This is a genomic window from Bartonella sp. AP88HLJMH (assembly GCF_042195605.1).
GTDB lineage: Bacteria > Pseudomonadota > Alphaproteobacteria > Rhizobiales > Rhizobiaceae > Bartonella.
This window is the reverse complement of sequence record NZ_JBHIOR010000013.1, coordinates 14410-27746: the sequence shown is the minus strand read 5'-3', so window position 1 is coordinate 27746 and position 13337 is coordinate 14410. Positions and strand designations below refer to the sequence as shown.

General features: G+C 37.5%; 11 protein-coding genes. 1 reads left to right on the top strand and 10 read right to left on the bottom strand.

The annotated features are described in order from the left end of the window. Window positions 1–12: 12 nt before the first annotated feature. From ACFIMA_RS06895 to tpiA, 9 genes are all read right to left on the bottom strand, one after another. Window positions 13–1380: a pyruvate dehydrogenase complex E1 component subunit beta gene (locus ACFIMA_RS06895; RefSeq protein WP_375620767.1), complete on the bottom strand. Its 1368-nt coding sequence runs from the start codon at window positions 1378–1380 to the stop codon at window positions 13–15. Between the two features lie 16 nt (window positions 1381–1396). Next, window positions 1397–2437 (bottom strand): pyruvate dehydrogenase (acetyl-transferring) E1 component subunit alpha, encoded by a 1041-nt coding sequence (gene pdhA / locus ACFIMA_RS06890; protein ID WP_375677777.1) that lies wholly within the window; start codon window positions 2435–2437, stop codon window positions 1397–1399. A 135-nt stretch (window positions 2438–2572) separates the two neighbouring features. Beyond that, window positions 2573–2884, bottom strand: coding sequence for a septum formation initiator family protein (locus ACFIMA_RS06885; protein WP_375612902.1), 312 nt, complete (start codon window positions 2882–2884; stop codon window positions 2573–2575). Between the two features lie 729 nt (window positions 2885–3613). Then, the gene (locus ACFIMA_RS06880) at window positions 3614–4021 is read right to left on the bottom strand and encodes a TM2 domain-containing protein (protein WP_375612903.1); all 408 of its coding nucleotides are present in this window, start codon (window positions 4019–4021) and stop codon (window positions 3614–3616) included. A 111-nt stretch (window positions 4022–4132) separates the two neighbouring features. Continuing rightward, window positions 4133–5404: a phosphopyruvate hydratase gene (gene eno / locus ACFIMA_RS06875; RefSeq protein ID WP_375628970.1), complete on the bottom strand. Its 1272-nt coding sequence runs from the start codon at window positions 5402–5404 to the stop codon at window positions 4133–4135. A gap of 71 nt (window positions 5405–5475) precedes the next feature. Then, entirely contained in the window at window positions 5476–6312 is an 837-nt protein-coding gene (kdsA, locus tag ACFIMA_RS06870) for a 3-deoxy-8-phosphooctulonate synthase (RefSeq protein WP_273791141.1), read from the bottom strand. Window positions 6313–6348: 36 nt separating this feature from the next. Then, window positions 6349–7977 carry a CTP synthase gene (locus ACFIMA_RS06865; protein ID WP_375631768.1) on the bottom strand — a complete coding sequence of 543 codons (1629 nt, stop codon included), beginning with the start codon at window positions 7975–7977 and terminating at the stop codon, window positions 6349–6351. 129 nt (window positions 7978–8106) lie between these two features. After that, window positions 8107–8559 carry a preprotein translocase subunit SecG gene (gene secG / locus ACFIMA_RS06860; RefSeq protein WP_375612906.1) on the bottom strand — a complete coding sequence of 151 codons (453 nt, stop codon included), beginning with the start codon at window positions 8557–8559 and terminating at the stop codon, window positions 8107–8109. Between the two features lie 82 nt (window positions 8560–8641). Beyond that, window positions 8642–9406, bottom strand: coding sequence for a triose-phosphate isomerase (gene tpiA / locus ACFIMA_RS06855; RefSeq protein WP_375612907.1), 765 nt, complete (start codon window positions 9404–9406; stop codon window positions 8642–8644). Window positions 9407–9560: 154 nt separating this feature from the next. Between tpiA and ACFIMA_RS06850 the strand changes: the two genes are divergently transcribed. Next, window positions 9561–11450, top strand: a complete 1890-nt coding sequence (locus ACFIMA_RS06850) for a peptidyl-prolyl cis-trans isomerase (protein ID WP_375693260.1) — start codon at window positions 9561–9563, stop codon at window positions 11448–11450. Between the two features lie 913 nt (window positions 11451–12363). Here the strand turns inward: ACFIMA_RS06850 and ACFIMA_RS06845 are convergent. Then, a complete protein-coding gene (locus ACFIMA_RS06845; RefSeq protein WP_375611260.1) occupies window positions 12364–13224 on the bottom strand; it encodes a phytoene/squalene synthase family protein in 861 nt (286 codons plus the stop codon). Between the last annotated feature and the right edge of the window lie 113 nt (window positions 13225–13337).

The window sequence follows — 13337 nt, the reverse complement described above, 5'->3', positions numbered from 1 at the left end:
TGCTTTCCTCCGTTATGCTCTGTATGTCACAGCCTTAACGGCCTCAATAATTTCAGCAGTATTAGGCAAAGCCAACTTCTCAAGATTAGCGGCATAAGGCATCGGAACATCTTTACCAGAAATCGTAGCAATTGGCGCATCAAGATAGTCAAAAGCCTGCTGCATAACACGCGTTGCTATTTCAGTTCCCACAGATGACTGAGGAAATCCCTCTTCAATTGTGACCAAACGACCTGTTTTTTTAACTGACGAAAGAATTGTTGGAAGATCCATCGGGCGAATGGTTCGTAAATCAATCAATTCAACATCAATACCAAGTTTTTCAATTTCTGGTAACGCTTGAACAGCATAATGCATCCCAATTCCACATGCAACAATCGTCACATCTTGTCCAGACTTATGAATACGTGCCTTACCAATAGGCAAAAGAAAATCATCCAGTTGAGGAACATCAAATTGATGCCCATACAAAATCTCATTTTCAAGGAAAATAACAGGATTATCATCACGAATAGCAGATTTCAGCAAACCTTTTGCATCTGCAGCACTATAAGGCATGACAACTTTCAGACCTGGTACATGACTATACCATGCAGCATAACATTGAGAATGTTGAGCACCAACACGGGCAGCCGCGCCATTGGGACCTCGGAAAACCATAGGAGCGGTCATTTGTCCACCAGACATATAACGTGTTTTGGCTGCTGAGTTAATAATTTGGTCCATCGCCTGCATCGCAAAATTAAAGGTCATAAACTCGACAATAGGACGTAACCCACCAAAAGCAGCCCCGACAGCCAGCCCAGCAAAGCCGTGTTCTGTAATTGGGGTATCAATAACTCGGCGTTCTCCGAATTCTTCCAACAAACCTTGACTAACCTTATAGGCACCTTGATATTGCGCGACTTCTTCCCCCATAAGAAAAACTGTTTCATCACGCCGCATTTCTTCAGCCAAAGCCTGATTAAGCGCTTCACGAACTGTCATTGTAACCATTTGTGTTCCCGCTGGAATATCAAAATTAAGAGATGTATCAAAAGTAGGAGCAGCCTGCGGAACTGACAAAGGCAGAGAAAGAGCAGATTCCTTAGTTTTTTGTGCTGTATCAGTAGGTTGCGAAATATCCTCAGCACGCTCACCTTCTTCTAACAAAATTGCAATAACAGTGTTAACCCTTACGCCTTCTGAACCTTCAGGCACAAAAATTTTACCAAGAGTACCTTCATCAACGGCCTCTACTTCCATTGTAGCCTTATCCGTTTCAATTTCAGCAATAACATCGCCAGAGCTAACCTTATCACCTTCTTTCTTGAGCCATTTAGACAGTTTACCTTCTTCCATAGTTGGTGAAAGCGTCGGCATCAAAATATCAATAGACATACTTGCTTCCCTCGCATCAAACTAAAATATCAGTATAGAGCTCAGAAGCATCTGGCTCTTGATCACTTTGTGCAAAATCTACCGCATCAGCAACAATTGCACGGACCTCTTTCTCAATAGATTTTAAATCGTCTTCGCTCGCCCAATTTTTTTTAAGAATCCGACTTTTTACTTGATCAATCGGATCGTGCTCCTCTTTTATTTTTTGGACTTCTTCCTTTGAACGATATTTTGCTGGATCAGACATGGAATGACCACGATAGCGATAGGTCTGCATATCAAGAATGATCGGTCCTTTACCTGAGCGTGCCCAAGAAATTGCTTCATCAGCAGCTCCTTTTACTGATCGAACATCCATACCGTCAACAACAATACCTGGAATTTCAAAAGAAAGACCACGTCGTGAAAAATCAGTTTCTGCAGATGCACGTGAAACTGACGTTCCCATAGCATACTGATTATTTTCAATAATATAAACAACGGGAAGCTTCCAAAGTGAAGCCATATTAAAACTCTCGTAAACCTGCCCCTGATTTGCAGCACCATCACCAAAATAAACCAATGTCACATTATTTTTACCAAGGTACTGATTCGAAAATGCCAAACCTGAACCAATGGGAACCTGCGCACCAACAATACCATGTCCTCCATAAAAGTTCTTTTCTTTAGAGAACATATGCATCGAGCCACCTTTCCCTTTGGAAAAGCCACCTTGACGTCCCGTTAATTCTGCCATAACACCACGCGGACTCATCCCAACGGCTAACATATGACCATGATCACGGTAAGACGTAATAACCTGATCACCTTCTTTTGCCGCTTTCAATGTTCCTATAACAACGGCTTCCTGACCAATATAAAGGTGACAAAATCCCCCAATAAGCCCCATACCATAAAGTTGTCCTGCTTTTTCTTCAAAACGGCGAATTAAAAGCATTTCACGATAGGCATCAATTTCTTCTTCTTTTGTAAAATCTGCTATTGGTGCTTTCTTTGTGGTGCTTGATAATGCAGTGCGCGCCGCCGACGCAGAATTTTTTTTAAGTCGTTCTGCCATATTAAACTCCCTTTTATGATTATTTAGGAATAACCTTTACGAACAAAAGTTACAAGCCTTATCAATCGGCTTAAACAATATCATTGCTGATTGTTGTTTAAATTAAGCGATTTTTCATTTACCTTTGGTATCATTTCAAGGTATTAAGATTGTCAATTCATTTGGCTTAGAAAAGTTCAAATTCTTTCGGACATACTCATCCAACATATCTTTTTCTATATGCCCATTGCGTAAAAGAGAAATACGCTTTTCCATGAATATCCGCTCAGCTTCTATTTCATGAAGCTCCTTTTCTAATTCGCTAATATGCTGATTAACTTCACTGCGTGAATACAATCCATACTCACCATGATAAATGTGATAACTGAAATAGCTTAAGACTCCCACCGTCATAAGAGGTAGTACAAAGCGTACTTTGATTGATCGACGTTTCTGCTTTGTCCACATAAAATAGCACAGTCTTTACAGCACAAATTTCTTGATATTTTGCCCAACTATGCATGATTTTGATTAATACCTCATTACCAAATCTACACCAAAATAATTTGTTATTTCAATTTATCCCCCCCTTAATACGATCAAAGTAAGTTGAATGCCTCACTTTTTATATTATAAATATTGGATATCCTCTAATTTGTAGCTTTTTTCCTAAAATTTCCTATTAAAATGAAGATAAAATCAACGGTATCCCCTATGCTTGGTGGTTTTTTCCTAACCAATTCCAATCCTCAAATTGATAACGCTTATCATCACCTCCCAAAACGAAATAAACCCCTTGATTTTGAACAATAATTTTACTCTTCATCCTTACCCACGCTCCTTATGTGTTATTCATAAAGAGATTATTTCTAATTTGATAATATGCGGATTAACCTCACGGTGTAAATACAATTTGTAGCAGCCGTAATAAACGTGAAATTAGGATAGTTTGAAGCCTCCAATAATCCAATGCTATCCACTGCTATAAGCAGAAAAATAATGCACGCCTTAATTAATTTGCGTCTTTTCTTTACCCGTATAAAATAGCATTACCTTTTTCAATACTTTTACTTAGCTATACATGTTTTTTAATATCTCATATCAAATAAATATAGTACAATAATTTCGCATAATGCAACTTAATTATTTATAAAAATAAAAAGCGAACTGAATTACTTTCTCTTTATTATAAAATTTTTAAAAATCTGTAATCTGATTCCCATCTTTATCCGTAAATCTTCCTCCAAGAATGACTATAAAATCAACAACTGCCCAAATTCCGGTAATTATCAATCCAAACAATGATAAAGATAGAACCAGCATTAAAGCACCAGTCCTAACTTTACCAACCATAAAGCGATGGACACCAAAGATACCTGCAACCCAACAAAGCAGTGCGAACATTATCTTTGTGTTCTCTGTACCTGGTCTCAACAATGGGAAAACAGAACTGACAACACCTCCTTCACAGACAAAATCAACAGCATTACCAATCCTTGGTGGATTCTTTCCCAACCAATCCCAAGTCGCAAACTGATAACGTTTACCATCATCACCCGAAACGAGATAATTTCCTTGATCTTGACTAATAATTATACCTCTCATCTTAATCCCTATAAATTTAAACACTTAAAAATTATTGCGTATATGCCTTTGATAAGAAATATCAATTTCATAATCTAAATGATCTTATACTTTCATATTTTGTGCTCACAACTATACACGATATAAATCACCAGCATAATGCGCTTGGGCTCCTAGCATTTCTTCAATACGGATAAGTTGATTGTATTTTGCTAATCTATCCGAACGTGCAAGAGAACCTGTTTTAATTTGTCCACAATTCGTTGCAACAGCAAGATCTGCAATGAAAGAATCCTCTGTCTCGCCTGAACGATGAGATATAATGGCACGATAACCTGCTTTATGTGCTACTTCTACAGCATCAAGTGTTTCACTCAATGTACCAATTTGATTAACTTTTATGAGAATAGAATTGCCTACCCCCATTTTGATACCATCACGCAAACGTGCTGAATTCGTTACAAACAAATCATCGCCAACAAGCTGACATTTTTCTCCAATTGTGTCAGTAAGTAGCTTCCAACCTTCCCAATCATCCTCTGCCATTCCATCTTCAATTGTAATAATAGGATAATTTTTCACAAGCTGCGCTAAATAATCTACCTGCTCTTGGGTGTCACGGCATTTCCCCTCACCTTTATAAAAATACGAACCATTTTTATAAAATTCGGTTGAAGCACAGTCTAAACCAATGGCAATTTGTTCACCTGGTTTATAGCCACATATCATGATAGATTCCATAATAAAATCAATTGCTTGATCAGCACTTTTAAATTGAGGAGCAAAACCACCTTCATCACCAACATTGGTATTATAACCCGCATCTTTTAAACGCTTTTTCAATGCATGGAAAATCTCAGCGCCATAACGGATAGCTTCTTTTACAGTAGGAGCTCCTATAGGAATAATCATAAACTCTTGAAAATCAATCAAATTATCAGCATGAACACCACCATTAATAATATTCATCATGGGGGTTGGAAGAATATGCGCTTGTGTACCACCAATATAACGATACAAAGGTAAATTTAATGAATCCGCAGCTGCTTTTGCAACAGCTAATGAAACACCAAGAAGTGCATTGGCACCAAGACGGGCTTTGTTTGGCGTTCCATCCAAAGCAATCATTGCTTGATCAATAGCAATTTGATTTGTTGCATCCCGCCCACCAAGTTCTTCAAGAATTTCGCCATTAACTGCAGCAACCGCTTTTTCAACACCTTTCCCTTGATAGCGCAAACCACCATCACGAAGCTCTATAGCCTCGTGTGCTCCTGTTGAAGCTCCCGAAGGAACCAGAGCGCGACCAAAAGCTCCATTCTCCAAATGAACATCAACTTCTACCGTTGGATTACCACGGCTATCAAGAACTTCACGCCCAATGATATCGACAATTATAGTCATATGTGTTTCCTTATCCAATAAAAGTCTCGATTCATTTATAATGCCCTATTAATGAAATATTTTTTCTCTTCTCAACTCAACTTTTTTGACAGATAATCAAATTCCATTAAAGTCTCAAGCAATCTTTGTAAATCATCAACTTTAACCATATTGGGTCCATCAGAAGGTGCATTATCTGGATCTTGATGTGTTTCTAAAAAAATACCAGCTACCCCAACAGAGACAGCTGCACGCGCTAAAATTTCAACAAATTGACGCTGTCCACCAGATGAAGCCCCCTGCCCCCCAGGTTCTTGAACAGAATGCGTTGCATCAAAAATAACAGGAGCACCAAATGAACGTAAAATAGGCAACGAACGCATATCAGAAATAAGTCGGTTGTAACCAAATGACGTGCCTCGCTCACAAAGCATAACATTCGGATTACCACTGTAAACAACCTTTTTTAAAACATTCTCCATGTCCCACGGCGCTAAAAACTGACCTTTTTTAATGTTAATAACACATTCTGTTTTGGCGGCTGCTACCAAAAGATCTGTTTGACGACATAAAAAAGCCGGTATTTGTAAAATATCAACTGTAGAAGAAACAATTGTACATTGCTCTTCTGTATGCACATCAGTTAATATGGGACAATTAAACTCTTTTTTTAAATCAGAAAAAATGGACATTGCTTTTTCAAGACCAATACCACGTGCCGCCCCCAAAGAGGTTCTGTTGGCTTTATCGTAACTTGATTTATAAACAAACCCGATACCAAGCTGATCGGTAATTGTTTTAATACGACCAGCCATTTCAAAAGCATGATCACGACTTTCCATCTGACACGGCCCTGCAATTAATGAAAGAGGCATTTCATTTGAAAAAATCATATTTCCAACTTTCACACGGGCATTTGGTTTAGTCATTTTATCCCTCAAAAGCAAAGTAATCCAATTTACGCATTAAACCAATCGACTTTGTTCTACAGCGGCTTCAATAAAAGAAGAAAAAAGCGGATGTGGATCAAAAGGACGTGATTTTAATTCTGGATGATATTGAACACCAATAAACCATGGATGATCTACATATTCTATCGTTTCTGGTAAAATACCATCAGGAGACATCCCAGAAAAAATCAAACCACACTGTTCTAACTTATCCTTATAATCAATATTGACCTCATAACGATGACGATGTCGCTCGACAATCTTGGTCATCCCATAAATTTGAGCAATATGACTCTCTTCTTTTAACTCAGCAGCAAAAGCACCAAGGCGCATTGAACCGCCGAGATCACCATTTCTTGTACGTTTTTCAAGAACATCTCCTTTAAGCCATTCTGTCATTAAACCTACAATTGGATTGTCTGTTTCGCAAAACTCACTTGATGAAGCATTCTCAATCTGTGCAATATTGCGCGCAGCTTCTATACAAGCTAATTGCATCCCAAAACAAATCCCTAAAAATGGAACTTTACGCTCTCGCGCAAATTGAATTGCTCGAATCTTCCCTTCTGCCCCTCGTGCCCCAAAAGCACCTGGAACTAAAATTCCATGGGCTTTTTGTAAAGCTGAAACAGAATCTTCTTTTTCAAAAAGCTCCGAATCAATCCACTCAATATTAACCTTCACTCTATTCGCTAAACCACCATGCGCAATCGCTTCAATAAGAGATTTATAAGCATCCTTTAAGCCCGTATATTTTCCCACAACAGCAATCGTAACTTCTCCTTCAGGATGATGAATACGATGCGTAATATCTTCCCAACGATCCATCTTGGGGGAAGGTGCCGAATCGATTCCAAAAGCGCAAAGAACTTCAGAGTCCAAACCCTCCTTATGGTATGCCATAGGAACATCATAAATTGTTGGCATATCTAATGCCTGAATGACTGCATTGGAGCGAACATTGCAAAAAAGTGATAATTTGCACCGTTCTGTTTCTGGAATAGATCGATCTGCACGTACAAGCAAAATATCAGGAGAAATACCAACTGCTTGCAATTCTTTGACAGAATGTTGTGTTGGTTTCGTTTTTAATTCACCTGCTGAAGGAATATAAGGCATTAATGTGAGATGGACATAAACGACATTTTGTCTCGGTAGCTCATTGCGAAGCTGACGAATCGCTTCTAGAAAAGGCATTGCTTCAATATCACCAACCGTTCCACCTATCTCACACAAAACAAAATCAAATTCTTCATTTCCCATCGTAATGAATCTCTTAATTTCATCTGTAACATGAGGAATAACTTGGACTGTTGCCCCCAAATAATCACCACGCCGCTCTCGTTCAATGATATTGCGATAAATACGCCCTGTTGTAATATTATCTTGGCTATTTGCAGAACGCCCAGTAAAACGCTCATAATGACCAAGATCAAGATCCGTTTCTGCACCATCATCGGTCACAAATACTTCACCATGTTGATAAGGCGACATCGTACCTGGATCAACATTTAAATAAGGATCAAGTTTGCGAAGACGTACGCGATAGCCACGAGCCTGTAATAACGCTGCTAACGCCGCCGCTGCGATGCCTTTTCCAAGGGAAGAAACCACACCACCAGTAATAAAAACATAACGTGCCATGGGCTTATGGTGATAAGCAATTTATAATGATTTTTCCAGCAAAAAATGCAAAAAGAAACAATTTTTCTTCTAAAATAAAAAAGGCGAAAAAAATCACCTTTTTTAAAAAGTCTATGTTTTCTTAAAAAACTATTTTGTACTGTTATCGGGAACTGTATTTTCAAGAACCTGAGGAACTGGACTTTCTGCTTCAGGATTTGTGGACTGTTTCTGTTCCTGCGAAGAATTCGAAGTGCCTCCTAGCTGTTCAAGAATAGAAGGGGAGGACTCACCATCTGACGATGGGACTGATCCTGAGTCTTTATTGGTAGAATTCTGTTCTGAATTAACCGGTATACGCTTTAAGATATCAGAACTAGAATTTGATATATTACTCACCACGGTAAGTCCAATAGACACAACAAAAAAACAACAGGCTAAAATAGCAGTCAAACGTGTTAAAGGGTTTCGAGATCCACGAGTTTTCATCAACCCTGAGCTATTACTCACACCTAGCCCACCACCTTCTGAAGGTTGAATTAATATAACACCAACCAAAGTAATCACAATCAAAAAATGAATAACTATAAGTACTGTTTGCATAAACCCTGCTCTTCAAATAACTCTTTAATAGCTATTTACACATAAATAACGCACAATCCAAGGGGAAACTCAAATTTCTCTGCTATAGTTTACGACAAACATCGCAAATAGTTAAAAAATCAATCGCTTTTAAGCTTGCTCCACCTATCAAAGCACCATTAACATGAGCAATGCTTAAAAGCTCAAATGCATTGGATGGTTTTACGGATCCACCATAAAGCAAACGTATCTTATTGCCTTCATCACCAAAACGAGAGCGCACCCTATCACGAATGAAATGATGTACTTTTGCAATATCTTCTGGAGTCGCTGTGTTGCCGGTGCCTATCGCCCAAACTGGTTCATAAGCGATAATGGTATTCTCTGCTGTTGCATCATCTGGGAGAGATTCTTCAAGCTGCTGCGTGAGAATATCCAGTACTTTATTATTATTACGCTCCTCCAATGTTTCACCAATACATACAAGAGCCACAAGACCTGCTCGCCACGCAGCTTGCACTTTGGCACAGACAATCGCATCATTTTCCTGGTACACTGTACGACGTTCTGAATGCCCAATAATAACATGACTTGCTCCCGCTTCTTTAAGCATAAAAGCTGAAATATCTCCAGTATAAGGACCATGATCATCAAAGTGACAATTTTGTCCTCCCAAAAGGAGATTTTCACCATTCAGCGTATTAGAAGCACGCGATAAAAGCGTTGCTGGAACACAAATAAGCGCCTCAAAAAGATGACCTAGATCAGAGCTAACGCCTGTAGCAATAGCACGCAACTCTCCAAGCGATTCACTCGTTCCATTCATTTTCCAATTTCCAGCAAGAAAAGGCCGAATATTTTGAGACATATTTTCACCTCAAGAGCTTTTACAATACATTGTTTATCTGTAGTTACCAAATTATAAAATGAAAGCAAGTCTTTAAAGCTTGCATCTTTCATCCCTTTATTGCAAATTCCATTACAGCTTTGATAATAACTCACATTAAAAATGGACTTGAACAATGCTTGACATCATAAGAAATGCTACAAATTCTTGGATTTTTAGAATTTTCCTTGCTATTTTACTCTTATGCTTCATTCTTTTATGGGGGGTACCGCAGTTACACAAAAAAAGTGAAAGAGATCTTATTACTTCTGGAAAGTCCACAGTAACTGTCGATGATTATCGTCTTGCACTCGCCGATCAAAGCGCACGTTTAGCATATGCTGCTCATCTTGGACGAATGTTTACAGCAAATGAAATGCAGCAATACCAAATTCCTGCTTTTGTATTTAATCAATTACAACAAAATGTACTGCTTGATGAACAAGCACGTAAAATGAAAATAAGTCTTTCAAAAGATACAATAGCTCATGCGATTGGTTCTGATAAGATGTTCCAGGTAAATGGCACTTTTGATAAAAACTTGTTTTATAACTATCTTCAGCATTTACACATTAGTGAAAGTGCTTTTCTTAATTATTACACCAAACAAGAAAAGCGTAATCAGCTTATTGCTGCTTTACTTTCTGATATGAAGGCACCAAATCTCTTTTATAAAGCACTTGCTCTTTATCAAGAAGAAATGCGTATTGCTGATTATCTCGTTATTGATCTAAAAGAAAAGAAAACAATTGCTGATCCTGATTACGCAACATTACAAAAATGGTTTGAAACACATCAAAGTCAATTTCGTGCTCCAGAATACCGCACTGTCTCTTTGCTATCTATGGAACTTAATGATTTTGTAAAACCTCAAGATATCTCAACAGATGAGGCGAAAGCCTATTATACACAAAATGCTTCACGTTTTGTAACGCCTGAAAAGCGTACATTCGAAGAACTGCGATTCCCCTCACGCGAAGAAGCCGATAATGCAGCAAAAAAAATAGCTGATGGATTGAGTTTTGATGAACTGGTAAAAGCTGAAAAAAAGACTCTTAATGACATAAAAAAAGGTCCTCTCGCAGAAAACGAACTTCCTAATCATCTGACATCTGAAATTTTTGAACTTCAACAAGGCCAAGTCAGTCCTGTGATAAATGACTTACAGGGACCTGTTCTCATTCGCGTTACGCATATTGAACCTTCAAGCTCTCTTCCTTTTGAAAGTGTAGAAGAAAATATTCGCCAAACACTTGCCAAAAATCGTGCTACTGATGATATCCGTAACAATTATGTAGCCATTGAAAATGCTCGTTTTGAGGGTGCTTCTCTCAAAGAGTTAGCTGACCAATACAAGTTATCTTTGCGCACAATTACTATTGATAAAACGGGAAAAACGCTTGAAGGTGCAATACTCACGGATTTACCTCAAAAAGATATTTTACTGAATGCCATCTATCAATCAAACGAAGGAGTCGATCTTGATCCTCTCTCTTTTCAAAATGGTGGATATCTCTGGTACAAGGTCGATAAAATTATTCCTTCCCGCGATAAGACACTTGAAGAGGCTAAGCTAGATGTTCTTTCTCAATGGAAAAATGAGGAAATCCAACGTCTTCTTGATGAAAAAGCCCAAAATGCTCTCAAACAGCTCACGGAAGGAAAAAGTCTTGTTGCTCTTGCTCATACCCTTGGTGTTACAAAACAAACAACACCAACCCTCCGGCGTCAAGACTCATCTGAAACCCTTGGCGTTGAAGGGATTAAAGCATTATTTGCTGCTCCCAAAGGTCATTATGGCATCATAAAAGGTCCGGTTGCAACAAACCGTATCATTTATCAAATAAAGACTGTAACCATGCCTAAAGATATCACGTCTCATAATCTTTCAACTGAGGTCCGCGCCAATATAGATATGATGATAAGAGAAGATCTCAAGCTAGAAATGCTACAAGTTGCCAATAAAGAACATCCTTTGGAAATTAATAGCACAAATTATAATCAGATCTTTAACGCTCTCCAATAAAAAGATTGTGCATAATTTTAAGAACTTATTGATAAAGTTTTCATCAGCTCTTCGTCTATAGTTGAAGAGGTAAGACGGATTTCTTGTCTGCATATCTTAGGATCAGCGTTTGTATAATGATTCATTTTCTCGCAAAACAGTGCATGTATGGATTTGCGAGAAAATAGTCAATGGAATGTAGAATCGTTTTTGCAATGCATTAAAAAACATTATCCATCCAAAGGTCGTAAAGGTTGCCGCCCATTAAAGCTATAAACATCATCCCTATCGTCATTCATTCATAGCTCATTATATTGCTACTCTTAATATTCATTCATAGGGAGCGTATTGCTTCTTCCTTAAATGATTTCATTTACACATCCAACTTATAATAGATAAAAAAACTATTTTTAAAATTCATTATAAAAATGGAGAAATCTTTTTCTATTCAAGACTCTCATTCAATATAAGAAAAAACGTATTATCATTATAAATCAATATATTCATCAATCATAACAGTCATCAATTATGATGTTATAATTTCTCAAAAATAAGAGTTTTTTATAGACTTATAGACTGCTAAGATAACTTCTCTCATAAAATAGAAATTTCATTTCATTTGCAAATGAGATACAATCAATACATTCAGAGTACTTAAAAGTTCTTCTTCAAACAAACCAATGTATTAAGATTTATCTCATGTTTTTCTTTCTCTGCATCTCACCCATCCAATACACTGAATAAAACATATTACTGATGAAGAAATACAGCGTATTTTCAAGATCATAAAATTTCTTATTCTTTTGCGTTCATAACAACCAAAACATCAACATTTTTTATAACAAAAAAATGGTTTGGAATCACAATAGCTCCTTTTATCTTCATATGAAAAAATCAGTCTACATGTTACGCATTCCAACGTAGTAATATTTTTTTACAATATCTTTGGAAAATTGCCGCTTATTGCTGCCCTTGTTATCAACCAATAGCGATACATCAATGGCAAAGTTGCACTCTCTTGAAAAATTGCTGCCCCCAGCTGTATAGCTTTTTGAAGAGAAGCTGGTACAATGACCAATGGAAGAAAAGCTGGCTTAAGAACTCTCGGTAAAGTACAAGAATACTCGTAAAATTGGGTATAATGATCGCGCGATAATGCTACCATAGCTTCAACAATACAACCCTTTTGTTGATCGCTGAGACGATGAGATTCCAAATCTTCCCTATTCACTCCTACAGCCTTTAATATATCAGTGGGTAAATAATATTGATATCGTGATTGCATGAATGATAAAAGACGCAATACACCGCTTAATCCTTGAGAAATCCCTCCATGTTCATAGATATCTGTAAACTCTTGTGCAGTTTCAGGATCTAATATCTGACAAGAAAGCTGTAAAATTATGCCTGCTGTCTCACCACAATAATGCTCTAGATCATGAAGTGTTTCTATTGGATTGTGATAAAGATCTAAAATTTGCGCATCACAATAACGTAAAAAAGCTGTCTTAGGTAAATTAAAAAGAGTGATTGCTTTTAATAAATCATTCAAAATCGGATTGTTTCCACTCGTTTGCATTTCACCATGAGCAATAGCATCATACCACCAACGTAACCGTATTTCTCCTATGAGTGGGTCATGTACACTTTCGCGGATACGAGAAACTTCAGCATTAAATACATAAAGAGCAGCCAATGCTTGGCGCTTTTTTTTAGGTGCAAATAAAACCGATATATAGCGATCACGATCTATGGTACGTAAAATATCAAGACAATAAGGAAGAGAGCCTATCATTCTATGAACCTATTAACGTCCCTTTTTTAGCAATTAAATTAATACCCTCTTTTTATTCATATTAAAAAATGAAGGATAAGCAAATACAGTTCAGAAAATAAGATTTTTAAATG

Coding starts and splice junctions, on each gene's coding strand:
- ACFIMA_RS06895 (WP_375620767.1), bottom strand. CDS start 1,380: ATGTCTATTGATATTTTGATGCCGACGCTTTCACCAACTATGGAAGAA.
- pdhA (WP_375677777.1), bottom strand. CDS start 2,437: ATGGCAGAACGACTTAAAAAAAATTCTGCGTCGGCGGCGCGCACTGCA.
- ACFIMA_RS06885 (WP_375612902.1), bottom strand. CDS start 2,884: ATGTGGACAAAGCAGAAACGTCGATCAATCAAAGTACGCTTTGTACTA.
- ACFIMA_RS06880 (WP_375612903.1), bottom strand. CDS start 4,021: ATGAGAGGTATAATTATTAGTCAAGATCAAGGAAATTATCTCGTTTCG.
- eno (WP_375628970.1), bottom strand. CDS start 5,404: ATGACTATAATTGTCGATATCATTGGGCGTGAAGTTCTTGATAGCCGT.
- kdsA (WP_273791141.1), bottom strand. CDS start 6,312: ATGACTAAACCAAATGCCCGTGTGAAAGTTGGAAATATGATTTTTTCA.
- ACFIMA_RS06865 (WP_375631768.1), bottom strand. CDS start 7,977: ATGGCACGTTATGTTTTTATTACTGGTGGTGTGGTTTCTTCCCTTGGA.
- secG (WP_375612906.1), bottom strand. CDS start 8,559: ATGCAAACAGTACTTATAGTTATTCATTTTTTGATTGTGATTACTTTG.
- tpiA (WP_375612907.1), bottom strand. CDS start 9,406: ATGTCTCAAAATATTCGGCCTTTTCTTGCTGGAAATTGGAAAATGAAT.
- ACFIMA_RS06850 (WP_375693260.1), top strand. CDS start 9,561: ATGCTTGACATCATAAGAAATGCTACAAATTCTTGGATTTTTAGAATT.
- ACFIMA_RS06845 (WP_375611260.1), bottom strand. CDS start 13,224: ATGATAGGCTCTCTTCCTTATTGTCTTGATATTTTACGTACCATAGAT.